The sequence below is a fragment of the Bacillus sp. UNC438CL73TsuS30 genome (genome assembly GCF_000482325.1).
Classification (GTDB): Bacteria; Bacillota; Bacilli; order Bacillales; family Cytobacillaceae; genus Neobacillus.
Genome location: NZ_AXVA01000010.1, coordinates 36,201 through 60,664 on the forward strand (window position 1 = coordinate 36,201; position 24,464 = coordinate 60,664).

Sequence of the window (24,464 nt, forward strand, 5' to 3'; positions counted from 1 at the left end):
ACTCGCTGTTTTATAAGTATGTGGGGAGGAGAAAAAATATAACTTGCATTGATTGATGGAAAATAAAAAAGTCCCCAAACTTGAGGACCTTTTTTGCTTAGACGTGAAAGAAGCCGGATACGCGTTCTTCTTCAAGGATATTCCCGACGAAGAAGGCACCGAATTCGCCATAGCGGGCACTGACTTCATCAAAGCGCATTTCATATATAAGTTTTTTAAATTGCAGGGCATCGTCAGCGAACAGGGTAACGCCCCATTCGTAATCATCAAAACCAACGGACCCGGTAATGATTTGCTTCACTTTTCCAGCATATGTACGGCCAATCATTCCGTGGCTGCGCATTAGACTTTTGCGCTCCTCCATCGGAAGCATGTACCAGTTATCATTGCCTTCGCGGCGCTTATCCATTGGATAGAAGCAAACATGCTTAGCTTTAGGCAATTTTGGATAAAGGCGAGCTAACATTTGCGGGTTCTGGTATGGATCTTCGCCCTGTGGCAAATAGTTGCTGAGCTCAACAACGGATACATAAGAATGAGCTGGAATCGTGAATTCAGCTAATTTTGTTTTGTTGAATTCGTTTTCAATTTCATTCAACTCTTCCATACTTGGGCGCAGGGTCATCATCATAAAATCAGCCTTTTGACCAACGATTGTATATAAGGCATGGCTGCCTTCATTGCGTTCTTGGGTGGTGTTCCACTTTTCAACTAGACTTAAAAACTCGTGGATGGCTGCTTGGCGTTCATCGCTGGAGAGCATTTTCCAGGTTGTCCAATCAAATGTACGGAAATCATGTAGGCAATACCAGCCCTCAAGTGTTTGTGCTGCTTCACTCATTCATATCACTCCTTAATCTTTTTCAACAATTTATACTATATCATAGTTTGACCAAGGGGCTTGGATAAAACACTTCATTTACAATAAAAGTGGTTAATTTTATAAAAAAGTGCAAATGCTAAAAATTAGATTGTTTTGAAAACAAAAACATTTATTTTGAAAACGTTCTCTATGAGGCTAGTCCTTGAATTTTCATTTTGGTTTTGTATGCTAAAGGAAGTAGAAGATAAAGGGAGGATTTATCGTGAGTGATTTATTTGAAGGTTTAAAGCAAAAGGTTGCCGGCCGCGATCTGAAAATTGTGTTTCCAGAAGGGCTGGATGAGCGGATTATCCGGGCTTGCGGACGCCTTGCAACGGAAAAATTAATGACACCGATTTTGGTTGGTAATATTGAACAAGTTCAAGCGAAGGCAAAAGAGCTTGGGGTTTCATTGGATGCGGCGGAAATTTATGACCCTGCGACATATGCCGGAATGGATGAGCTTGTTTCGGCGTTTGTGGACCGCCGTAAGGGAAAAGCTACTGAAGAAGATGCACGCAAGATCTTATTGGATGAAAATTACTTTGGCACGATGCTTGTGTATTTAAACAAGGCGAACGGACTTGTCAGCGGTGCGGCCCACTCTACGGCCGATACGGTGCGCCCTGCGCTGCAAATTATTAAAACAAAGGAAGGCGTTCAAAAGACGTCCGGCGTGTTCATCATGGTTCGCGGTGATGAGAAATATGTGTTTGCAGATTGCGCGATCAATATTGCCCCTGACAGCCAGGATTTAGCAGAGATTGCGATTGAAAGTGCGAAAACAGCGGCAATGTTTGATATCGATCCCCGTGTCGCGATGTTGAGTTTTTCGACGAAGGGTTCGGCGAAGTCGGAAGAGACTGAACGGGTGGTTGCTGCGGTTGAGGAAGCAAAACGCCGTGAGCCATCACTTGTTTTGGATGGTGAGTTCCAGTTTGATGCAGCCTTTGTACCGTCTGTGGCAAAAAGTAAGGCTCCGGACTCTGTGTTGCAGGGGGATGCGAATGTGTTTATTTTCCCAAGTCTTGAAGCAGGAAATATCGGTTATAAAATTGCGCAGCGCTTAGGCGGCTTTGAGGCCGTTGGGCCGATTTTACAAGGATTGAATCAGCCGGTAAATGATTTGTCCCGCGGCTGTAATGAAGAAGATGTCTATAAGCTTGCGCTGATTACAGCGGGGCAAGGATTATAATAGATTGTGTGCGCTGGCCTCCATTAGGGGGCCGGCTTTTTTTAGCGCTTAAATGTGGAATTGTTGATATAGTTCCCGAAAGTGTTGATATCTGGGAATAAGTGTTGATATTTGCTCAAAAAGTGTTGATATCCTCATTTTAAAAGTGTCGATATCTGTCCTAAAAGTGTTGATATCCCCCAAAAAGTGTCGATATCATCCACGGATGGCTAATCCACCGCACCATTTGATATACTAAAAAAGGATTTTTGATTAAGAAGGAGTGACGTTGATGGAAAATACACTCCATTTACTACACCAGCCGCAGTGGCGGGTCATCGATCAGTCAGCTGCAGGCATTCATTTCAATGCTCTGCAATCATTTGGCACGGATGACACCCTTTGTGCCTCAGTTGGAACCGGTAATGCACCGGCAACCGCCCGAACATGGGTCCATCATAATACGGTTGTCCTAGGAATCCAGGATACAAGGCTGCCTTTTTTGGAACAAGGCAGACAGTATCTCGAGCAGGAGGGTTTCAAATCCATTGTCCGAAACTCCGGCGGGCTGGCAGTCGTTCTTGATGAAGGAGTTCTGAATATTTCTCTCATTCTTCCAGAAACAGAAAAAGGGATTGATATTAACCGCGGCTATGATACGATGTGGCATCTGATTCAGCAGATGTTTGTAGATTTCCCCGATCATCACATTGATGCGAGGGAAATCGTTGGTTCTTATTGCCCCGGCAGCTATGACCTCAGCATCGGTGGAAAGAAGTTTGCCGGCATATCCCAGCGCAGATTAAAAAAGGGTGTTGCGGTGCAAATCTACCTATGTGTAAACGGAAGCGGCAGTAAACGGGCCCAGCTGATTAAACAATTTTACGAGATTGCCAAGGGGAGTGAGGAGACGAAATTTGCTTATCCAAAAATTGCCCCAGAAGTCATGGCCTCTCTATCAGAACTCCTAGATCAAAATTTTACGATTTCTGATGTGATGCTGCGGCTGTTAAACGAGTTAAAGCGGAACAGTGACTTTCTGTATGCCGGTCAGTTAAATGACTATGAGCTTGAGCTCTTCCCCGGTTATTATCAACGGGTCATCGATCGAAATGAAAAAATGTAAAAAGCCGTAAACCATGATTTGGATTTACGGCTTCTTTTATAACGAGAATGTTGCACTTTCTCCCTTTGCTTTTTCTAATGTCTAGCGCAAGCGTCCTGCCCCTCGAGGGAAAAAATGAACTGCTTTTTTCCTAGGTCGCTTCGGCCCAGCCGATGAAGTCAAAGAACGACTTCACCGTCTGGGCCTCCAGCGCTTGCCTTAGGCTGACCAAGGCGCTTCCGCCTTTCGTTCTATTCCGCTACTTTTTCTAAATTACCATTACGGTCCATTTTGAATTTTGTAGCTGGGCGTTCTTCTTCTTCAAATAGAACAAGTTTTCTGGCACGGTTCATAATTTTCATTAAGGTTTCATAATCTTCTTGAATGGTTTCGGTATTTTGCTCTAAACCTTCAATTTTCTTTGACATTTCATCGTTTTGGCGTTTCAATTCAGCAATTTCACGCTTTAATCTTTCATTCTCACTTTTTAGTGCTTCATTTTGAAGATTGGAATGATTAAAGTTTTGCAAGAAATCAATGACATGATCAATGGAAATTCCTGACGCAGATACCGGTGCAGTGCGGTAGGTTGTTTGTACCGCCGGTTTTGCATACGTTTCTTCAGCCATTTCCATGGTTAACTCTGGCAATTCTGGCAGTTCAAACGACTCCACCGTCTCTACTGGAACCTCCATGGTAACAAGCTCTTCTACCACTGGTGGATTATAAAGCAGTTTTTTCTTGCCGCCTTGGTCTTTACCTAAAATCCGCTGGCGCTGTTTACGCTGTTTTTTCGATAATTGCAAGGCTTTTTCATAACGGTGGCGTACAACGGCATTCCATCTGAAACCACAGGCTGCAGAAGTCCGATTTAGTTTATCGCCAACCTCTTCAAATGCGTTCAACTGGGTACTGCCTTCCCTTACATGACGAAGGACCGTTTCGGCCAAAAGTAGATCATTTTCATCTGTCCATGCATCTTGACGAACTTTCATTTTTTCAACTCCCTTAAATATTTAGTACGATGAACCCGCTTGTGACGAGTTTTTAAAAGTTCTAGTCTTAGGATGGACAAGTTTTCCATGCTTTATACCAAATTGTTGCAAGGATAGTAGATTTTTTTAGAGTTTACTAAGGAGATGCACCTTGCATTCAAAAACAAGAAACTGTAAAATACCAATGGAGTTACATGTCGATTTTTTTAATAAAAGTCTGATTTTCACTGCTAATAGTTGGTTAAAATAATATAAAGCTTTTGTTTAAAATGGAAAGAGGTTGTAAAAAATGTCCAATGAATTTCGTGTTTGCGATGATTGCCAGGCCGTAAATTTAAAGACATTAATCCCTCGTTTGAAAGAGATTGACCCGGATGCCGAGGTTAAGATTGGCTGCCAATCTTATTGCGGACCAGGCCGGAAAAAGACCTTTGCGTTCGTAAACAACCGCCCGCTTGCGGCCTTATCGGAAGAGGAATTAATGGAAAAGATAAATAAAAAACTAAAATAAAATCACCTTTGACAACGTACCTGGGTGATTTTTCTTTTTGGTTAAGATTGTCGAAAAATACTGGGGGATTTTGCTGAAATTTGGGTGATTATCCCATAAATTGCGGCTATAATAGAAAGAAGAAAAGAGGAAGAGGGAATCAAATGGCTTATTCGACGGAAAAACTGAGTGAAGAAAAAGTGTTTAAAGACCCGGTTCATCGCTACATCCATGTCCGTGACCGTGTGATATGGGATTTAGTCGGAACAAAGGAATTTCAGCGCCTGCGTCGAATTAAACAGCTAGGAACGACCTTTTTAACCTTTCACGGTGCAGAGCACAGCCGTTTCAATCATTCTCTCGGAGTTTATGAGATTGTCCGCCGCATCATTGATGATGTGTTTGCCGGACGTCCGGAATGGAACGACGAGGACCGCTTGCTCACGCTTTGTGCCGCACTCCTCCATGACTTAGGGCATGGCCCTTTTTCCCATTCCTTTGAAAAAGTGTTCGACTTCGACCATGAAGATTTTACCCGAGCGATTATTTTAGGAGATACAGAGGTAAATAAAGTGCTATCAAAGGCAGGAAAAGATTTTCCTGAAAAAGTAGCCGAAGTAATTGCGAAGACCTCTGAAAAAAAGCTGGTTGTTAGTTTAATATCCAGCCAGATTGATGCCGACCGGATGGATTACCTGCAGAGGGATGCCTATTTTACCGGGGTGAGCTACGGTCAATTTGATATGGAACGAATTTTGCGCGTGATGCGGCCAAGGGAAGACCAGGTCGTAATTAAAAAGAGCGGGATGCATGCGGTAGAGGATTATATTATGAGCCGCTATCAAATGTATTGGCAGGTCTACTTTCATCCTGTTTCCCGGAGCGCTGAGGTTCTTTTATCAAAAATCCTCCACCGCGCAAAAGATTTATTTGAGAGAAACTATACCTTTAAAAATAAGCCTGTTCATTTTTATTCGTTTTTTAATAATCAAGCCAAATTAGAAGACTATTTAAAATTGGATGAAGCTGTGATTTTATATTATTTTCAGATTTGGCAGGAGGAAGAGGATGCGATTTTAAGTGACCTTTGCCGCCGCTTTGTTAACCGAAATCTGTTTAAATATGCCGAATTTGATCCAGCGAAGGAATACAAAAAGCTTGCGCAGCTGACGAAGCTGTTTATCCAGGCCGATTTGGATCCGGAGTACTATTTGGTGGTCGACTCGTCGTCTGATTTGCCTTATGACTTTTATCGCCCAGGCGAAGAAGGGGAGCGCCTTCCCATCCATCTATTGATGAAAAACGGGGAACTGCGCGAGCTTTCTAGAGAGTCGGAGATTGTTGATGCCATCTCTGGAAAAAGAAGAACAGACCACAAGCTCTATTATCCCGCTGATTTTCTTTTTGATGACACTGAAAATAAAGAGATAAAACAACAAATACGTGCCCTTTTAGAAATAGAGAACGATTGAGATTCGGAGTAGGAGATGTGAAGATGTTAAAAGATCACGCCAAGCTGATGCAGGCCGTTCTGGTATCCGGTGAAATTATCGGAAGAAAAAAGCTGCAAAAGATGATTTATATTGCAAAAAAAGTGTCTTTCCCATTCCATGAAAAGTTTCAATTTCATTTTTACGGCCCTTATTCGGAGGAACTGACTTTACGAGTAGAAGAATTGTGTAATATGGGATTTTTGAACGAGGTAAAGGAGAAAAAGGGAGGGTACTTCCAGTATCGCTACACGTTAACGGAAAACGGCCGCGAGTTTCTCAGCTTAAATGAAGTAGAGATGCCTTATTTGCAAGATTGCCTCGAGGATATGAACGATCAAAATGCTAGATTTTTGGAGCTTGTCTCAACGGTTTTATATTTTGATAATCTTCCAAAGGAAGAGGTTGCGAATAAAGTTTTTACGTTAAAAAGCAAGCAACGCTATACAGAAGCGGAAATTGAGGAAGCGTATCAATATATTGAAAACCTTAAAGAAAAAGCTAAGACACAATGATGTCTTAGCTTTTTTACATGGCTTATTTATCAATTGCGCGGACACCGGCGACTGCGTAATGATTTTTGGACATTTCCTCGATAATAATAGAAATGCTCTCCTTTGGCGCACCCGCTGTTTCGCTTACTGCTTCGGTAACTTTTTCAACTAGCGCACGTTTCTGTTCATCGGAACGGCCTTCAAGCATTTTTACTGTAATAATTGGCATATGTATATTCCTCCTTTTGATAGTAGTTTTTCATAAAAAATCAAAAAATTCAAGTTGGGTTGTTTTTTTCATTTTTCCAGCGGTTTCATGTATACTAAAAGGAAAATGAATACAGTGAATGGAACTATATAGACAGAGAATCGAAAACGTAAAAGGAGAGGAGAACCCAATTTGAGTTTAGCTTACTCACTTAAGGAAATTCCGTATGTGGCGATTACGCTGATGATTGCCTTTACGTTCCATGAGTTTGCCCATGCCTATGTGGCTTATAAGTTCGGGGATATGACCGCAAAAAATCAGGGGAGGCTGACGTTAAATCCGCTCAAGCATCTTGACCCAATTGGAACCATCTTGATTTTTATTGCCGGGTTTGGCTGGGCTCGCCCTGTGCCGGTTAACCGCTTTTTCTTTAAGAACCCAAGGCTTGCAGGAATTCTTGTTTCGGTGGCCGGGCCGCTGAGCAATTTTATTTTGGCATCGGTTGGTTTTATTGTCTGGTATGCGTTGTCACGCAGCGGGATGAATGTCCCGGATCAACTTTATGGGTTTTTTGACTTATTTGTCAGGCTTAATGTAGTCTTGTTTGTTTTTAATCTTTTACCGTTTCCACCACTGGATGGCTACCGCATTATAGAGGATTTGGCCCCAAATGGAGTACGGGCAAAAATGACGCAATATGAATCATACGGTTCATTTATTTTTTTAATTTTAGTCATTACCCCGCTTGATCGTTATACGATTCAGCCACTCATGTATGGGGTGATTCCATCTGTGTTGAAGGGGTTAAATGATTTTTATTATGGACTATTTTTTTAGGAGGACTTTTGGTATATGGAAGAAAAAAAGAAAAAAGTTGGTTTTAATATTATTAAAAACGACCCAACAGACGGGCACCGGGGATATGGCAAGGGGGCGCTGAGCCTTGATAATGTTTCCCCGGTAATGATTGATGTGGATGCCGGTGAGGCGGAAATTGATGTCGGTGCCATGCATGCCCGCAGCGCAGTTGAAAAGGGAATCAAGTTTCTGCCAAATAAGGATGAGGTGCCAAACGGAAAGCCCTACTGGCTTGTCTGGGTAACGATCGACCGAAACGAAGAAGGGCCATATTATGCCGGAGTAACGGCATGTGAAATGACAGTGGACCGCGAAATCCGCCGCGGCTACAAATCGCTTCCTTTGCATGTTAACTACATGGATAAGTCACTGAAACGCCATATTATTGTCGACCATATGGATGAAAAATCAAAAAAAGTACTGGCTGAATTTTTGCGTAATCACAATGCGGATTTGTGGAAAAATTCATCGGAAGAACTAAAAAAGGGTTTAATGGATGAGTAAATTTTGGTAAATCACTTGTAGTTTTACTGGAAAAAAAGTAAACTAATAGACAGCGTGAATACACGTAAAACTAGGACACGAAAAGCTCCGGAGGCATCCGGAGCTTTTCACATTGGTGATGATTTAGTGGCTTTTAGAGCCGTAAAATACTAATTCGACCATTTGAAAATTCGTTTGTACCACGGGTCCTTGTGCTCGGTGTTCTTTTTCAAAGGATTTGATTCGGAACGATCCATATGTTCGGTACAATATTCCGTCGGCTCAGTGCCTTTCACAAAGTAAGTGAACCTCCGCACCGGGCAGTTTTTAGTCGCGAGCTTGCCGTTTTCTGGATTGACATAGACGCCAACGACACCTTCCTTCGGCGGTTTAAAGGCCTTAACCGTCTTATCCTTCAATGCTTCCTCCATAAACTGCGCCCAAATATTTTTCGAATATGATTTTTCCGCTACATAATCAATCGGTTTACTTTCATCATAGCCTGACCAGACGGCAGTCACGAGCTGGGGTGAAAATCCAATCATCCAGCTGTCCGTTTCCGTCGAACCGGATTTACCGGCATAAGGCCGGGTCAATTCCTTGATGACCGTGCTGCCGGTCACTCTTGAATAGCCGTCAAGCTTCGGATCAAAAATTCCTGTCAGCATTTGCGTCATAACATAAGCTTTAGCAGGATCTAATACCTGTTTGTTGTCCTGCTCTTTTTCATAAAGGATCTTTCCATTATAATCTTCAACGCGCGTAATCAAGGTTGGTTCCACCTTTTTTCCGCCATTGGCAAAAAGGCTGTAGGCACCTGCCATGTCAACCACGCGAACCCCGGAAGTTCCCAGGGCAAGGGACGGCACCTTCGCCATTTTCGTGGAGATCCCAAACTTTTTTGCTGTTTTGATTAACGTGTCCTCTCCTAAAAATAAATGCGTTTTGACGGCATAAATATTATCGGATAACGCCAGTGCCTGGGCGAGAGTGATTTCCCCACCCGCATACTTATTATTAAAATTATGCGGTGTATATTGGGAACCATCATCAAAATGAAAGGTAGTAGACTCGCTCCGCATTGTTGAAGATGGTGTAAATCCATGGCTCAGGGCTGCGTAATAAAGAATTGGCTTAATCGTTGAACCAGGCTGCCTTTTCGCTTGAATAGCACGGTTGTACTGGCTCTTTTCATAATCACGGCCGCCTATCATCGCTTTGACACCGCCGGTTTTTGGATCCATCGCAACGAGGGCCGTTTGGATTTCTGAGCCGCTGGCGATGACGCTTTGTACTTGCTTTTCAGCTGCCTCTTGCTGCTTTAAATCGAGTGTTGTATAGACCTTTAAACCGCCAAGTGCAATTGTCCGGTCATCTAAATGCAATTGACTTTTTAACGCGTTTTTGACAGCATCCTGAAAGTAGGGAGCAACCCTAACTTGCTGGTGCGGGTGTGCGGCCACAAAGCCCAGTGACTTCCCTGCAGCTGCTTTTGCCTGACTTTCCTTGATATAGCCGTTTTTCACCATTGTCATAAGGATGATCGATTGGCGGTGCTTCGCATTTTTGATCGAAACGAGTGGAGAGTAATACCCTGGACCCTTCGGAATTCCTGCTAGCATCGAGGCCTCGGCAAGGGTTAAATCAGCTGCTTTTTTTCCAAAATAAAATTGACTGGCTGCCTCAACACCGTAGGCCCCATTGCCGTAATAAATCGTGTTTAGGTAGCCTTCAAGTATTTGCTTTTTCGAATAATTCATTTCCAGGCGGATTGTGTAAAAAGCCTCCTGCAATTTCCGAGACCAGGTTTTATCGTGCTCGAGAAATAGATTTCGGGCGTATTGCTGGGTGATGGTACTCGCCCCTTGGACCTTTCCAAATGCCTGGATATCGGCCACAACTGCACCGGCAATCCGCTTCATATCAAAGCCATGATGGTGGTAAAAATTTTTATCTTCAATTGATACGGTCGCGTTCACTAAATCCGGCGAAATATCGTTTAAGGATACCCAGTAGCGCTTCTCCCCGCTATTGCTTTCGCCAATTAATGTCCCGTCATCGGAAAAAAACAGGGTCGATTGCGGCACGGCAAGCGGTGGCGCTCCTAAAATTTTTGCATAGCCAAGAATGCCGAGAAAGAGAATGAGCATACAAACCATGCCGATCAAACTGATGATTATAATCGCACGTAAATACTTAATTGTTTTCCGAAACCCGTGATTCGTCATGATTTCCATCTTATTCACCCCTTTATTGCATTCAGTAGTCCCTCGTATCTTTTGGGACATTCTCTCTAAAAAACTTTATAGTAACAGTATGAAAAAAATGGATGTGTTTTAAACATTTCCCATTAAGAAATGAAAATTTTTCTTGAAATTTTGCTAGATTCCTCTATACTTTTTCTTGTTTGTAATTTAAGTGTTTGGGTAGGATAAAAATGGAGTAGTACCTTCGTGATCAGATAAGTGAATAAATATTAGCTTTGGTGATTACTTAGTTAAAATTGAAAATAGATGAGAGGAAGATGAACATGACAATTTGGTTTACAGAAAAGCAAACCGATAATTTTGGCATCACGATGAAAGTAAATAAGACTTTACATACAGAGCAAACAGAATTTCAAAAGTTAGATATGATCGAAACAGAGGAATGGGGTAACATGCTTCTTTTAGATGACATGGTGATGACTTCTGTTCGTGACGAATTTGTTTATCATGAAATGGTAGCGCATGTACCTTTATTTACTCACCCAAATCCTGAAAATATTTTGGTTGTCGGCGGCGGAGATGGCGGCGTTATTCGTGAAGTATTGAAGCACCCAAGCGTGAAAAAAGCAACGCTTGTTGATATTGATGGCAAGGTAATTGAGTATTCAAAGAAATTCCTTCCGGAAATTGCCGGCAAGTTAGACGATCCTCGTGTGGATGTACGTGTTGACGACGGCTTTATGCATATTGCAAAAAGTGAAAATGAATATGATGTCATCATGGTTGACTCAACAGAGCCAGTTGGACCTGCTGTGAACCTGTTCACAAAGGGCTTCTACGCTGGTATTTCAAAGGCGCTAAAAGAAGATGGTATTTTCGTGGCGCAGTCTGATAATCCATGGTTTAAGGCTGACTTGATTCGCAATGTTCAACGCGATGTACGTGAAATCTTCCCAATCACCCGTTTATATGTAGCGAATATTCCTACCTACCCAAGCGGCTTATGGGCATTCACAATCGGATCAAAAAAATACGACCCATTAGAAGTAAGCGAGGACCGCTTCCACGAGATCGAAACAAAATACTACACTAAAGAACTTCACAAAGCTGCATTCGTGCTGCCTAAATTTGTGGGCGATTTAGTTAAATAATTAGTGGGGGTCAGGCCCCCGCTTAATTAAGGTGTTAAGTTGATGGGGGTCAGACCCCGAGAGGAGTGTTATGATGCGTTTCGATGAAGCTTATTCAGGAAATGTCTTTATTAAGAGTCATCCGAATTTTGAGGAGAGTAAGGCGGTTCTTTACGGGATGCCAATGGATTGGACAGTGAGTTACCGCCCAGGTTCTCGTTTTGGTCCGACTCGTATTCGTGAGGTTTCGATTGGTTTGGAAGAGTATAGTCCATACCTTGATCGGGAACTCGAGGATGTAAAATATTTTGATGCAGGGGATATTCCTTTGCCATTCGGGAATCCGCAGAAGAGCTTGGACTTAATTGAGGAGTATATCGACTCCCTGCTGGATGCCGGAAAATTCCCACTTGGCATGGGCGGCGAACATCTGGTTTCATGGCCGGTGATGAAAGCAGTCTTTAAAAAGTATCCGGATTTGGCGATCATTCATTTTGATGCTCACACGGATTTACGTGAGAATTATGAAGGCGAGCCGTTATCGCATTCAACTCCGATTCGCAAAATTGCGGAATTAATCGGACCGAAAAATGTCTATTCCTTCGGGATTCGTTCTGGTATGAAGGAAGAGTTTGAATGGGCAAAGCAAGTCGGCATGCATATTTCTAAATTTGAGGTGCTTGAGCCGCTTAAGGAAATCCTCCCAACGCTTGCAGGCCGTCCTGTTTATGTGACGATTGATATTGATGTACTGGACCCTGCCCATGCACCGGGAACAGGTACCGTTGATTGTGGTGGAATTACCTCGAAAGAGCTGTTGGCATCCATCCATGCAATCGCTCGCTCCGAAGTTAACGTCGTCGGCGGCGACCTTGTAGAAGTAGCACCAATCTACGATAACTCCGAACAAACCGCCAACACAGCCAGCAAACTCATCCGTGAAATGATCCTTGGCTGGGTTAAATAAGAATAGTGTGCCTGTCCTTTTGAAGGGGCAGGCTTTTTGATTCGACAAAATTCGGGTGGTGACAGGCACCACCCGAATTTTGTCGTTTTAAATTGCAACTTAATATGGGTATAATAGAAAAAGTGAATTTGATTAGAGGAGTGCGGTTGTTTTGTTAACGCCTGAGATACCGGTAAGGATTAAAGTGAGAACGACGATTGATCAGCAGGAAAGTTTTGAGTTGCAGTTGTTTGGTCAATATTTTGAAAAGGGGAATGCCTCTTATCTGAAGTATGAGGAAGCAATGGAGGAGGGGAGTGTCCGGACGATTGTAAAGATGACTGCTGGGGAAGGTTTGATTTTACGCGGCGGTGCTGTCAAGATGCGCCTTCCATTCGAATTGAATCGGAAGCTTAACGGCAGCTATGAGATGCCGTTTGGCCAGTTTGAAACGACTACCCTAACGAAAAACCTTGAACATTCCTTTGAAAATGGCCAAGGCCTTATTAACATACTTTACGATTTTACCATGCAGGGCTCACCCTCAGGTACATACCATTTACAGATTACCTTCCAGGAGGATAAAAAATGAATATAGTGGAGCAGGTTCAAAATAAAATTAAAGAAGAAATTAAAGCGGCCGTTTTGAAGGCAGGCCTTGCCACGGAAGAGCAAATTCCCGATGTCATTCTTGAGACCCCAAAGGAAAAAGCACATGGCGATTATTCTACTAATATGGCGATGCAATTGGCACGCGTCGCAAAAAAGGCGCCGCGGATGATTGCGGAGGCACTGATTGAAAATCTCGACCGTTCGAAGGCTTCGATTGAAAAAATTGAATTAGCAGGACCGGGCTTTATTAATTTTTATATGAACAACAGCTATTTAACCGATCTAATTCCAACGGTTCTAAAAGCGGGGGAAAAGTACGGAGAAACAACAGTAGGTAATAACCAAAAAATTCAGGTCGAGTTTGTTTCCGCAAACCCAACTGGTGACCTGCACCTCGGACATGCCCGTGGAGCCGCTGTCGGTGATTCACTCTCCAATATTTTGGCGAAAGCAGGCTATGATGTGTCCCGTGAGTACTATATCAATGATGCCGGAAACCAGATTAATAATCTTGCTAAGTCGGTGGAAGCACGTTACTTCCAGGCATTAGGTTTAGAAAAAGAGATGCCTGAAGACGGATACCATGGTGAAGACATTATCAATATTGGTAAAACGCTTGCCGAAGAGTATGGCAATAAGTATGTCGAAGTGGATGAGGCTGAACGTTTCGAATTTTTCCGAGAATACGGTTTGACATATGAAATGGAAAAATTAAAGCGCGACCTCGAGGATTTCCGTGTCCGTTTTGATGTCTGGTTCTCGGAAACCTCTCTTTATAAAAATGGGAAAATTGGCGAGGCGCTCGCCGCACTGCGTAAAACCGGCTATATTTACGATGAAGAGGGTGCAACTTGGCTCCGTTCAACCGATTTCGGCGATGATAAGGACCGCGTACTCATTAAGCAGGACGGATCTTACACCTACTTAACACCAGATATCGCCTATCATAAAGACAAACTGGACCGCGGCTTTGAAAAATTAATCAATATTTGGGGTGCAGACCATCACGGCTATATTCCGCGGATGAAGGCGGCCATTCAGGCATTGGGCTATGCCCGCGATGCCCTCGAGGTCGAAATTATCCAGCTTGTTCACCTCTATAAAAATGGTGAAAAGATGAAGATGTCTAAGCGTACCGGAAAAGCGGTCACGATGCGTGATTTAGTCGATGAGGTCGGCCTCGATGCCACCCGTTATTTCTTTGCGATGCGCTCATCCGATACGCATATGGATTTTGATCTGGATTTAGCGGTTTCTGAGTCGAATGAGAACCCAGTGTATTATGCGCAATATGCCCATGCAAGGATTTCGAGCATTTTACGTCAGGGCGGAGAAGTAGATATGGAAGCGAATTTCTCTTTAATTGACTCTGAAAAGGAAATTGAATTATTGAAGAAGCTTGGCGAGTTTCCGCTGGCGGTAGGGGAAGCGGCTGTGAAACGTGTTCCGCACCGTGTTACAAACTATATCTTTGAACTGGCATCAACATTCCATAGTTTTTATAATGCGGAAAAGGTTCTTGATCCGGAATATCCAGAGCGAACCGCTGCTCGTTTGGGGCTAGTAAAATCTGTACAGATTACCTTACGCAATGCGCTTGCATTAATCGGGGTATCTGCTCCAGAAAAAATGTAAGTGTTGCATCCCCCTTTCAGTTGAAAGGGGGATTTTTGAATCGATAGAGGGATTGTCCAGTAGATCCACTAAATCAACCAGAAAAACCATTACTGGCCAATAAAATACAACTCCTTTAAAAAAGCCCCATAAACATGAATATCATCCAAAAAATAGTAAATATTAAAATAGACTTTTTAATTAGGAGTGTGCTTCATGAATATAGGAAGAGCGAAGGAAATCGTCGAGTCCGCGGATGTGATACATGTTACCTATGAGGGAAACCCAGTAATCATTCAGCATGTGGATGAAGCAGCAAAAACAGCGAGAATTTATTCTCGGACTAACCCGGAAGAGGAAAGAGATGTCCCTGTCCTCAACTTAATTGAAGAACAATAGAAAAGCATCGGTGCCCATACCGATGCTTTTTGCTTGTCCTGATTCAGTTATGCTGGTTATTCGGAAGCTTTTTATCCGGATGTCCCTTTCCTTGGTGCGTTTTATTATAGTCTTGTTTCTTTTTGTCCTCAGCTAATTTTTTTACAAATTCACTTGTGTTCTCCATCTTAATCCCTCCTTGATATTTGTTACTTTAACCATTCACGGTTGAATTCATGCCCCGGAACATGTCTTATTTTTTTGCGGATAAAATTAAGATTTCCACCATACATAATGAATAGGACAATTGAACGGATGGGGGCCATTATGTATCGGGAGCGTACTAAATATTATATAAATGAAAAAAGAGCGGCCCATTTCTCTTTGTATAGGCGGGGTGGAGGTGTTTTAATTGGGGTTTCGCTTGTTGCGGCAGCCCTGCAGCTGCTATTAGTGAAAAATTATATTATTGATGGCGGAATTGTAGGAATTAGTATTTTACTCGCTCATATCACCGACTATAAAGTGGGTTTCTATATTTTCCTGTTAAATACGCCATTTTTACTGCTGGCCTTATTTTATCTCGGAAAAAGGTTTTTAATCATCAGCCTCGGGGCACTTCTTTTTTTAAGCCTCGAATTGTATATGCTCGAGCCGTTTCCGGCGCTTACCAAAAACCCCATTCTCGTCATCCTCTTTGGCGGGATTTGCTTGGGAATGGGGGTGGGCATGATTATTCGCTTCGGCGGGTCCCTCGACGGTACGGAGATTTTAGCCATCATGTTAAGCCAGCGGACCCCTTTTTCGATTGGGCAATATGTGTTGTTTTTTAATTTCTTTATTTTTTTCAGTTCGATTTTTGTCTTTGGACTACTTGAGGCGGTATACTCATTGGCAACTTTTTGTATTGCCTGTAAAACGATTGATCTGTCCCTTAAAAATATTAGTTAATTGAAATGGCCGCACCGCGAACCCTTTTAAAGCCACGCAGCCTGCTCATGTCCTCCACCAGCTTTAAGCAGGCTTGGTCCTTTGCTTTTGCTTCAATCATAAAATCTACATCCCGTCCGAACCCGGTAAGTAACTTTACAAATGGCAGGATAAATTCCAAATCGACATAATCGGCATGAGAACGAAATTCTTTTTCTGATTTCGGGGACGAAATGTGGACCTTCGGAGGAATTCCTACTCGCTCCCATGTTTGAAACATTCGCGGCAGCAACTCCTCTAAAGAAGCCTCGCATAAATTCGCCATATGATGATGGTAATCAAACACAAATGGAACCTGCTCCTTTTCACAGGCGGTTAAGGTTTCCGCAGTGTGATAGGTTTTATCATCATTCTCTAAGGTCATCACTTGTTTAATCGAAAGCGGAAGGGCAGTCAAATTTTGATGAAAACGCGTCAGTGCCTCCGCTTTATTCCCATAAGCACCGCCAATATGAATATTAATCAGTGACTTTCGTTCAAGCCCCATAGCCTCGAGCATCCGAAAATGATACTCCATATCGATTACAGCATTTTCAGTAATTTTTGGATCCTTTGAAGTAAACAATGTAAATTGATTAGGATGAAAACTTACCCTTAGTTGGTTTTTACGGACAAGCTCTCCAATTTCCTGCCACTCCTTTTGAAACGGAGTGACAAAATCCCAACGTACCTCCGGATGGGTAGCAAGAGGGACGAGGGAGCTAGAAAAACGGTAGAGTTCAATTTCATGGGCAATATTGTAGTGAAGCATACGTAAGGTATGATCAAGGTTTTGCTTCGTTACTGTAAGTAGCTTTTCCAGTTGCTCCTCTTTTTGTAACTCCCGGTAACGTGTATAGGTAATCGTTTTTGATGGAGAGGCATCCCATAGGGTCGTCGCCTGCGAGACATATCCGAAACGAATCTTCATTGTTCAAACTCCTGTCGTTTGCTGCTATAAAAAGTAAGAAAAAATTCCAGCGATGCCTTCTTTCACGGATCTGAAAAGGTTGGGTTTCGTTAATTCCTTCAGCGTCAATGGCTTTGAATCCCCGATATCTTTTTGCAAAACTGACTTCAGCCGTTCAATGAATTCAGGATTATAAATATAGCAGTTAATTTCTTTGTTTAAAAATAAACTTCTTTTATCAAAATTGGCGGTGCCGATATCGCAAAGCTTATCGTCGATGACAATCGTTTTTGCATGGTAGAAACCATTTTTAAATTGAAAAACCTTTGCACCCTCGCGCAAGAGTGTCTTTAAGTAGCGATGGGATGCCTCCTGTACCAGAATATGGTCTGAGGTATAGGGGACAACAATCGCGAGTTGAACACCTCTCTTCAAAACTGCACGTAATGCCTGAAAAAGCGGCTTGCTCGGAATAAAATAAGGGGTCCCAATAATAATTGACTCTTTTGCCATTTGAAGCAGTCCAAGATACTTTTTCTCCAAAGTAACAGCCTCTGTCGGCATTAATTGATGGCGGATCAAACCTTTTGAAACTTCAGGGAAATAGTTAGAGTGGTTCAATAAGTCTTCACTGGTATTTTCCCGCCAGTCAATTAGAAATTCGCTTTGTAAAAAGGTCGCGCCTTCACCGAGAAGTTTTAAATGGTAATCCCGCCACGGGCTGAGTTTTGGATCCTCGTTGATGTATTCCTTGCCAATGTTGTATCCGCCAAGATAGCCAATCTTTCCATCGATAATCGTAATTTTCCGATGATTGCGTACCTGAGCCGAGTAAAAAAGATAGGGGAGCTTTATTCGATTGCAATACGAAAAGTGGACGCCAGCTTCACGGAGTTCATTTATCGAATGCCTTTTTAAATGGATGCCGCCAATGCGATCTAGCAGAAGCCTGACTTCTACACCTTCCTTTGCCTTTTCTTTTAATAATTTTAAAAAAGTATGGCTAAACTTGTCATTTTTGATAATATAAAAGAGAATATGAATATGCAGTTTGGCTTCTTTTATTTCTTTGAAATAATCGGCAAACAGTTCTGGCCCATGCGGGAAGATGTCCAGCTGGCCATGAAGCATGGGAGTTTCACAATTTTTCATCTGTGAGAGATGTTTCTTTCTTCCTAGTCTAAAATCGAGGACTAGCCATATGATGATAAGAAGTAGTACTCCAATAAAAGTAACCGCAAATGTCATCTGGTATTTCCCTCCTCATCATATTTTTATGGTTTCCAATTGAAAACGCTTCTATGAATTTGAGTTTCTGCAATAAAGTTTGAAAAATTTCATTGACTGAATGCTCATTCATTATATAATAGAGATAAAGGATTCTGAAAATTTATTCGGTTTAAAATTTTCTTAAACAGGAAGTGAGAAAGGGGAGTTTTGATGTGACAGGTCTTTTATGGGTAAACCTCATTGCCTTCTTAGTTGTAACCGCTTACGGAATTAGCCTATTCGCTTATGTAGTCAAAACGCGGATTGCGTACATTAAGCTCGGAAAAAAAGTTGAGTTTGACAACAACGTCAAAGAGAGGCTGCAAAAGATTTGGGTCAATGTGTTTGGCCAGAGTAAATTATTAAAGGACAAAAAGATGGGTGCTATCCACGTGGCCTTCTTTTACGGGTTCCTTTTGGTCCAATTTGGCGCGATTGATTTTATTTGGAAAGGCATTCATCCGGGTTCACATCTGCCGCTTGGTTCGTTGTATCCGGCGTTTACCTTTTTTCAAGAGATTGTCACCCTTGTCATTTTAGTAGCAGTGCTTGGGGCATTTTATCGCCGTTATATTGAAAAATTGGTCCGCTTGAAGCGGGGCTTTAAATCAGGTCTAGTTTTGATTTTTATCGGGGGCTTAATGATTTCCGTTTTGCTCGGTAATGGGATGGGAATCATTTGGCATGGAGAGGACCCGTCTTGGTCTGAACCGGTTGCCTCTATCATTTCCCTAGCGTTTTCATGGGTAGGGAAAACTGTGGCGATTGTCGTTTTCTACTTTGCATGGTGGGTCCATTTAATTTTCTTATTATCCTTCTTAGTTTATGTGCCGCAAGGAAAGCACGCTCACTTAATTGCAGGTCCTGCGAATGTTTATTTTAACCGTTTAGAAAAGGCAGGTAAGTTAAATAAAATTGATTTTGAAGATGAATCACAGGAATCATTTGGGGTTGGAAAAATTGAAGACTTTACCCAGCTGCAAATGATTGATTTCTATGCCTGTGTAGAATGCGGACGTTGTACCAATATGTGTCCGGCAACCGGAACAGGCAAAATGCTTTCACCAATGGATTTAATCGTGAAAATGCGTGATCACCTTACGAATTACGGGGCGGCGGTTACCTCGAAACAGCCGTGGGTGCCAACCTTCGCATTTGCGAATACAAAAGGAAATCAACTGGCACTTGCCGCAGCGGGTCAGGGCGCAGAAGAGGCAGCAGCAGCAGGCCTTTATAGTCCTAGCTTGATCGGCGATGTTATCACAGAAGAAGAAATCTGGGCATGTACGACTTGCCGTAACTGTGAAGATCAATGTCCGGTTATGAACGAGCACGTGGATAAAATTATCGACCTTCGTCGCTATCTTGTGTTAACAGAAGGAAAAATGGATGCAGATGCGCAGCGGGCGATGACGAATATCGAACGCCAGGGAAATCCATGGGGACTTAACCGGAAAGAGCGCGAAAATTGGCGTGAGGTCCGCGAAGATGTTCATGTTCCTACGGTAAAGGAAATGAATAAGGCTGGTGAAGAATTCGAATACCTCTTCTGGGTAGGTTCGATGGGGTCTTACGATAACCGCAGCCAAAAGATTGCCCTATCGTTTGCAAAATTAATGAACGAAGCGGGTGTGAAATTTGCGATCCTCGGCAATAAGGAAAAGAACTCCGGTGATACGGCACGCCGTCTCGGAAATGAATTCTTGTTCCAGGAACTTGCAACGAAAAACATTGAAGAGTTTGAAAAGGCGGAGGTTAAGAAAATCGTTACGATTGACCCGCATGCCTACAATATTTTCAAAAATGAGTATCCGGATTTCGGGTTAACAGCAGAAGTGTACCACCATACGGAGGTCCTTTATGAGCTTGTCCGTGATGGCAAATTGGTGCCAAAGCATTCTGTCGAGGAAACGATTACGTTCCACGATTCATGCTATCTAGGCCGATACAATGACGTCTATGATCCACCGCGGGAAATTCTGAAAGCAATTCCAGGCGTGAAGCTTATGGAAATGGAGAGAAACAGAGAAAAGGCGATGTGCTGTGGTGCCGGCGGCGGTTTAATGTGGATGGAAGAGGAAACAGGAAACCGCATTAACGTAGCAAGAACCGAGCAGGCTCTTGAGACGAATTCAACGGTGATCAGCTCTGCATGCCCATATTGCTTAACAATGATTTCAGATGGAACAAAGGCAAAAGAAGTGGAAGAAAAAGTATCCACTTACGACGTTGCGGAACTACTAGAAAAAGCAGTGTGCGGTGGCCCGGCAGCTTAATGATTTAAATTTATTGAATAGTAGAGGTTGATTGTTTATTAAGAATTCATGAAATTTTAAAAATTTTGTGTAAAACAATTCAACTTCTACTGTTTTTTATGTAAAATAGAATAGAGATATAAAAACGCTTTCATAAACTTAATAAAAATCAACTTCAATTATTTTTCCACAGAATTCACACATCAAAGACCTCAGGCATGACAGCTAAATTAATCAAATCAATTTTTGCAGTAGATACTTTTTGTCTGCGTCATTTTTTCTGCATTTTTCGAGCGAGCGTTCAGTCGCTTCTGAAAAACATATCATTATTTTTTGTCAAAAATATAGGAAATGGGAGAGTGTTTGGAATGGGGAAAACGGTCATTTTAAGCGGAGTTCGCACACCTTTTGGAAAAATGGGCGGTACTTTGAGCAGCTTCACAGCATCAGAACTTGGCGGAATCGCTGTAAAAGAAGCGTTAAACCGTGCAAATGTAAAGCCTGAAGAAATCCAAGAGGTAATCCTTGGAAGTGTTTTGCAGGGAGGACAAGGACAAATTCCATCACGCCAGGCAGCAAGACACGCAGGACTGCCATGGGAAGTGAAAACGGAAACCATTAATAAAGTCTGTGCATCAGGAATGCGCAGTGTTACATTAGCTGATCAAATCATTCGTGCTGGTGATGAAGAACTGATTGTGGCCGGCGGCATGGAATCGATGAGCAATGCACCATATATCCTGCCAAAAGCAAGATGGGGCTTTAAAATGGGTGACTCTTCCGTTAAGGATTTAATGATTCATGACGGCTTAAGCTGCAGCTTTACGGGTGCGCACATGGGAACGTACGGAAATGGAACTGCAAAGGAAATGGAAATCAGCCGCGAGGCGCAGGATGAATGGGCTTACCGTAGTCATGCACGGGCGATTGCTGCCATTGAAAGCGGGAAGTTTGCCGAGGAAATCGTGGCAGTTGAAGTGCCGCAGCGAAAAGGAGCGCCAGTTGTAGTTGAACAGGATGAAGCGCCGCGGAAAGATACCTCTTTAGCAAGATTGGCAAAGCTGGCACCTGTATTTAATTTTGAAGGAACGATTACTGCCGGGAATGCGCCGGGTGTAAATGACGGTGCGGCGGCACTTGTGCTGATGAGCGAAGAGCGTGCAGAGCGTGAAGGCCGTAAACCGGAAGCGGTCATTTTAGGGCATGCGGCGATAGCGGTGGAAGCAAAGGATTTCCCGAAAACGCCGGGACTTGTCATCAATGAAATACTACGAAAAACCGGAAAAAGCTTAGGAGAAGTTGACTTGTTTGAAATCAATGAGGCCTTTGCAGCGGTTGCATTAGCGAGCAGCCAAATTGCCGGACTTGGCCCGGAAAAGGTCAATGTGAACGGCGGTGCGGTTGCCCTCGGTCACCCAATTGGGGCAAGCGGCGCACGGATTATCCTGACATTAATGCATGAATTGAAGCGACGCGGCGGCGGAATCGGAATTGCTGCTATCTGCAGCGGCGGCGGCCAGGGTGATGCTGTGATGATTGAGGTTCCGAAGGTTTAAAAGTTTGACCGGTTTCTGGTGGGAATTTCGCATCGCAGATAAAAGGCTAGTTTCATAGATTTTATAAAAAAGGGGCTGACCTAAGGAGCGGGCAGCCCCGCTTGGAGGGAAAATCATGAAGGTTGAAAAGGTAATGGTCATTGGTGCAGGGCAAATGGGCTCAGGAATTGCCCAAGTTTGTGCCCAAGCGGGATATCAAGTGTTTTTAAATGATTTGAAACCGGAGTTCGTCGTGCGTGGTTTAGGCGTAATTAATAAAAACCTTTCAAGAAACGTGGACAAAGGCCGCTTAACGGAAGAGCAAAAGCAGGAAGTATTGGCAAGGCTGACGCCTTCTACTGACCTACAGGATGCAAGCGCTGTCGATTTGGTCATTGAAGCAGCGGTTGAAAACATGGAAATTAAGGCGAAAGTCTTTGCCCAGCTTGATGAAATTACCCCGGGACATGTCATTTTGGCCAGCAACACCTCCTCACTGCCGATTACGGAAATCGCTGCGGCAACGAAGCGTCCGGAAAAGGTCATCGGCATGCATTTCATGAATCCGGTGCCGGTGATGAAGCTTGTTGAAATTATCCGCGGGTTGGCAACGGCAGATGAAGTGTATCAGGTAATTGAAGATATGACGAAAACATTGAGCAAAGTACCGGTTGAAGTGAATGACTATCCAGGATTCGTATCAAACCGCATTCTTATGCCGATGATCAATGAGGCGATTTATACGCTATATGAAGGTGTTGCAACGAAAGAAGCAATTGATGAAGTGATGAAGCTTGGTATGAACCATCCAATGGGACCGTTAACATTGGCAGATTTTATCGGCTTGGATACATGCCTGTACATTATGGAGACCTTGCATGAAGGCTTTGGCGATGACAAATACCGTCCATGTCCGCTGCTTCGTAAATATGTAAAAGCAGGCTGGCTTGGCAAGAAAACCGGACGCGGGTTTTACACATATAAATAGATAGAGATGATAAACACAGGATTGGTTTAAACAAAGGCTTTGTTAAAGAACAATATGATTTAAACAAAGTTGATTGGAGCGGAAGGTGCGAGACTCCAGCGGGAGCAGCGGGACAGGTGAGACCCCACAGGCGCTAAAGCGCCGAGGAGGCTCACCGCCCGCCCCGCGGAAAGCGAGCATCCTGGAGCGGAAATCAACAACCACGTTTAACACAGCCCAAAAAAAGAGAACATTTTAGGATGGTCTTAACTGCAAACACCATAGGAATGGTTCGAAACATAGCCATGTAAATACAATCAAAATCCTCGGGAAGGGGAATGGACATGAACCTAACATTCACAGAAGAACAAGAAATGATGCGAAAAATGGTCAAGGATTTTGCAGCAAATGAAATTGCACCATTTGTCGAGCGGATGGAGCAAGGTGAATTCCCACGTGAGGTCCTTCGCAAAATGGGCGAACTCGGCTTAATGGGGATCCCAGTTCCGGAAAAATACGGCGGTGCGGCAATGGATTTCACCTCCTACATCATTGCGATCCACGAAATTTCCAAGGTGAGTGCGACTGTTGGGGTAATTCTTTCTGTTCATACTTCAGTGGGCACGAATCCAATTTTATATTTTGGCACAGAAGAACAAAAACAACGGTATATCCCGAAGCTGGCAAGCGGGGAGTATTTAGGGGCGTTTTGCTTAACCGAGCCAAGCTCGGGTTCTGATGCTGCCAGCCTGAAGTCGCGGGCCGTACGCGATGGTGATTACTATAAAATAAACGGCACAAAGGCGTTTATCACCAATGGCGGCGAAGCCGATGTCTATATCGTGTTTGCTTCCACGAATCCGGAAAAAGGTGCGCGTGGAATAACAGCCTTTATTGTGGAAAAAAACACCCCTGGTCTGATTATTGGTAAGGACGAAAAGAAAATGGGGCTGCACGGTTCAAGAACGGTTCAGCTTACATTTGAAGATATGTTGGTGCCGGTTGCCAATCGTCTTGGCGAAGAAGGAGAAGGCTTTAAAATTGCCATGGCAAACCTTGAGGTTGGTCGCATCGGGATTGCGACCCAAGCCCTTGGGATTGCTGAGGCAGCTTTAGAAGCGGCAACGGACTACGCAAAGCAGCGTCAGCAGTTCGGCAAGCCAATTGCAGCGCAGCAAGGGGTTGCTTTTAAGCTGGCCGATATGGCGACAAGTGTGGAGGCAGCAAAACTATTAATCTATCGAGCAGCGGATTTACGCAAACGCGGTGTGAAATGCGGCTTCGAATCGTCTGTCGCTAAGCTGTTTGCTTCTCGAACGGCGGTGGAAGTGACGACGGAGGCGATCCAAGTGTTTGGCGGGTATGGCTATACCGAGGATTACCCAGTTGAGCGTTATTTCCGCGATGCGAAAATTACCGAGATTTATGAAGGAACAAGCGAAATTCAGCGCATTGTTGTGAGCAAGCATCTGTAAATTGCTTGATAGGTAGAAAAAAATTTAACTTTGTAGCT

Annotated in this window: 24 protein-coding genes; 17 read left to right on the forward strand and 7 right to left on the reverse strand. The window is 43.3% G+C overall.

The annotated features are described in order from the left end of the window. Window positions 1-97: 97 nt before the first annotated feature. Window positions 98-841, reverse strand: a complete 744-nt coding sequence (hemQ, locus tag M028_RS0103250) for a hydrogen peroxide-dependent heme synthase (RefSeq protein ID WP_026572629.1) — start codon at window positions 839-841, stop codon at window positions 98-100. Window positions 842-1,085: 244 nt separating this feature from the next. Between hemQ and pta the strand changes: the two genes are divergently transcribed. Beyond that, on the forward strand, window positions 1,086-2,057 hold the full coding sequence (gene pta, locus M028_RS0103255) for a phosphate acetyltransferase (RefSeq protein WP_026572630.1): 972 nt from the start codon (window positions 1,086-1,088) through the stop codon (window positions 2,055-2,057). Window positions 2,058-2,328: 271 nt separating this feature from the next. Further along, window positions 2,329-3,162 carry a lipoate--protein ligase family protein gene (locus M028_RS0103260; protein ID WP_026572631.1) on the forward strand — a complete coding sequence of 278 codons (834 nt, stop codon included), beginning with the start codon at window positions 2,329-2,331 and terminating at the stop codon, window positions 3,160-3,162. Window positions 3,163-3,392: 230 nt separating this feature from the next. Here M028_RS0103260 and M028_RS0103265 read toward each other — a convergent pair whose 3' ends face one another. Next, window positions 3,393-4,136: an RsfA family transcriptional regulator gene (locus M028_RS0103265; RefSeq protein WP_026572632.1), complete on the reverse strand. Its 744-nt coding sequence runs from the start codon at window positions 4,134-4,136 to the stop codon at window positions 3,393-3,395. Window positions 4,137-4,425: 289 nt separating this feature from the next. Here M028_RS0103265 and M028_RS0103270 point away from each other — a divergent pair, with 289 nt between their 5' ends. From M028_RS0103270 to M028_RS0103280, 3 genes are all read left to right on the forward strand, one after another. Continuing rightward, window positions 4,426-4,647 (forward strand): DUF1450 domain-containing protein, encoded by a 222-nt coding sequence (locus M028_RS0103270; protein WP_026572633.1) that lies wholly within the window; start codon window positions 4,426-4,428, stop codon window positions 4,645-4,647. A gap of 143 nt (window positions 4,648-4,790) precedes the next feature. Further along, window positions 4,791-6,098 carry an HD domain-containing protein gene (locus M028_RS0103275; protein ID WP_026572634.1) on the forward strand — a complete coding sequence of 436 codons (1,308 nt, stop codon included), beginning with the start codon at window positions 4,791-4,793 and terminating at the stop codon, window positions 6,096-6,098. A 23-nt stretch (window positions 6,099-6,121) separates the two neighbouring features. Beyond that, window positions 6,122-6,631: a YwgA family protein gene (locus M028_RS0103280; RefSeq protein WP_026572635.1), complete on the forward strand. Its 510-nt coding sequence runs from the start codon at window positions 6,122-6,124 to the stop codon at window positions 6,629-6,631. Between the two features lie 22 nt (window positions 6,632-6,653). On the opposite strand, the gene M028_RS0103285 is transcribed toward M028_RS0103280, so the two are convergent. Then, window positions 6,654-6,845 (reverse strand): 2-hydroxymuconate tautomerase, encoded by a 192-nt coding sequence (locus tag M028_RS0103285; RefSeq protein WP_442852772.1) that lies wholly within the window; start codon window positions 6,843-6,845, stop codon window positions 6,654-6,656. A gap of 216 nt (window positions 6,846-7,061) precedes the next feature. Between M028_RS0103285 and M028_RS0103290 the strand changes: the two genes are divergently transcribed. Beyond that, window positions 7,062-7,655: a site-2 protease family protein gene (locus M028_RS0103290; RefSeq protein ID WP_051590927.1), complete on the forward strand. Its 594-nt coding sequence runs from the start codon at window positions 7,062-7,064 to the stop codon at window positions 7,653-7,655. A 15-nt stretch (window positions 7,656-7,670) separates the two neighbouring features. Continuing rightward, window positions 7,671-8,180 (forward strand): YwhD family protein, encoded by a 510-nt coding sequence (locus M028_RS0103295; RefSeq protein ID WP_026572638.1) that lies wholly within the window; start codon window positions 7,671-7,673, stop codon window positions 8,178-8,180. 149 nt (window positions 8,181-8,329) lie between these two features. Here M028_RS0103295 and M028_RS0103300 read toward each other — a convergent pair whose 3' ends face one another. Then, window positions 8,330-10,396, reverse strand: a complete 2,067-nt coding sequence (locus M028_RS0103300; protein ID WP_026572639.1) for a transglycosylase domain-containing protein — start codon at window positions 10,394-10,396, stop codon at window positions 8,330-8,332. 293 nt (window positions 10,397-10,689) lie between these two features. Here M028_RS0103300 and speE point away from each other — a divergent pair, with 293 nt between their 5' ends. The 5 genes from speE to M028_RS0103325 all read left to right on the forward strand — a co-directional run bounded on the left by speE (window position 10,690) and on the right by M028_RS0103325 (window position 15,067). Continuing rightward, window positions 10,690-11,517, forward strand: coding sequence for a spermidine synthase (speE, locus tag M028_RS0103305; RefSeq protein WP_026572640.1), 828 nt, complete (start codon window positions 10,690-10,692; stop codon window positions 11,515-11,517). A 73-nt stretch (window positions 11,518-11,590) separates the two neighbouring features. After that, window positions 11,591-12,463 (forward strand): agmatinase, encoded by an 873-nt coding sequence (speB, locus tag M028_RS0103310; RefSeq protein ID WP_026572641.1) that lies wholly within the window; start codon window positions 11,591-11,593, stop codon window positions 12,461-12,463. A 151-nt stretch (window positions 12,464-12,614) separates the two neighbouring features. Continuing rightward, the gene (locus M028_RS0103315) at window positions 12,615-13,034 is read left to right on the forward strand and encodes a DUF1934 domain-containing protein (protein WP_231510765.1); all 420 of its coding nucleotides are present in this window, start codon (window positions 12,615-12,617) and stop codon (window positions 13,032-13,034) included. After that, on the forward strand, window positions 13,031-14,689 hold the full coding sequence (gene argS, locus M028_RS0103320; RefSeq protein ID WP_026572643.1) for an arginine--tRNA ligase: 1,659 nt from the start codon (window positions 13,031-13,033) through the stop codon (window positions 14,687-14,689). Before M028_RS0103315 ends, argS begins: the two co-directional genes overlap by 4 nt. Before the next feature lie 195 nt (window positions 14,690-14,884). After that, window positions 14,885-15,067: an H-type small acid-soluble spore protein gene (locus tag M028_RS0103325; RefSeq protein WP_026572644.1), complete on the forward strand. Its 183-nt coding sequence runs from the start codon at window positions 14,885-14,887 to the stop codon at window positions 15,065-15,067. A 43-nt stretch (window positions 15,068-15,110) separates the two neighbouring features. Here the strand turns inward: M028_RS0103325 and M028_RS31865 are convergent, their stop codons facing one another. Next, window positions 15,111-15,233 carry a DUF4023 family protein gene (locus M028_RS31865; protein ID WP_081810635.1) on the reverse strand — a complete coding sequence of 41 codons (123 nt, stop codon included), beginning with the start codon at window positions 15,231-15,233 and terminating at the stop codon, window positions 15,111-15,113. A gap of 140 nt (window positions 15,234-15,373) precedes the next feature. Here M028_RS31865 and M028_RS0103335 point away from each other — a divergent pair, with 140 nt between their 5' ends. Then, on the forward strand, window positions 15,374-15,997 hold the full coding sequence (locus M028_RS0103335) for a YitT family protein (RefSeq protein ID WP_026572645.1): 624 nt from the start codon (window positions 15,374-15,376) through the stop codon (window positions 15,995-15,997). Here the strand turns inward: M028_RS0103335 and uvsE are convergent. Continuing rightward, window positions 15,990-16,946 carry a UV DNA damage repair endonuclease UvsE gene (uvsE, locus tag M028_RS0103340; RefSeq protein WP_026572646.1) on the reverse strand — a complete coding sequence of 319 codons (957 nt, stop codon included), beginning with the start codon at window positions 16,944-16,946 and terminating at the stop codon, window positions 15,990-15,992. The genes M028_RS0103335 and uvsE overlap by 8 nt on opposite strands. Before the next feature lie 24 nt (window positions 16,947-16,970). Continuing rightward, complete coding sequence (gene cls / locus M028_RS0103345) at window positions 16,971-18,173, reverse strand: cardiolipin synthase (protein WP_026572647.1); 1,203 nt, start codon at window positions 18,171-18,173, stop codon at window positions 16,971-16,973. A gap of 194 nt (window positions 18,174-18,367) precedes the next feature. On the opposite strand from cls, the gene M028_RS0103350 reads away from it, so the two are divergent. From M028_RS0103350 to M028_RS0103365, 4 genes are all read left to right on the forward strand, one after another. Then, a complete protein-coding gene (locus M028_RS0103350; protein WP_026572648.1) occupies window positions 18,368-20,470 on the forward strand; it encodes a (Fe-S)-binding protein in 2,103 nt (700 codons plus the stop codon). Window positions 20,471-20,817: 347 nt separating this feature from the next. Further along, window positions 20,818-22,005 carry an acetyl-CoA C-acetyltransferase gene (locus M028_RS0103355; protein ID WP_026572649.1) on the forward strand — a complete coding sequence of 396 codons (1,188 nt, stop codon included), beginning with the start codon at window positions 20,818-20,820 and terminating at the stop codon, window positions 22,003-22,005. A 115-nt stretch (window positions 22,006-22,120) separates the two neighbouring features. Beyond that, complete coding sequence (locus tag M028_RS0103360) at window positions 22,121-22,972, forward strand: 3-hydroxybutyryl-CoA dehydrogenase (RefSeq protein WP_026572650.1); 852 nt, start codon at window positions 22,121-22,123, stop codon at window positions 22,970-22,972. 323 nt (window positions 22,973-23,295) lie between these two features. Beyond that, complete coding sequence (locus tag M028_RS0103365) at window positions 23,296-24,426, forward strand: acyl-CoA dehydrogenase (protein ID WP_026572651.1); 1,131 nt, start codon at window positions 23,296-23,298, stop codon at window positions 24,424-24,426. The last annotated feature ends 38 nt before the right edge of the window (window positions 24,427-24,464 follow it).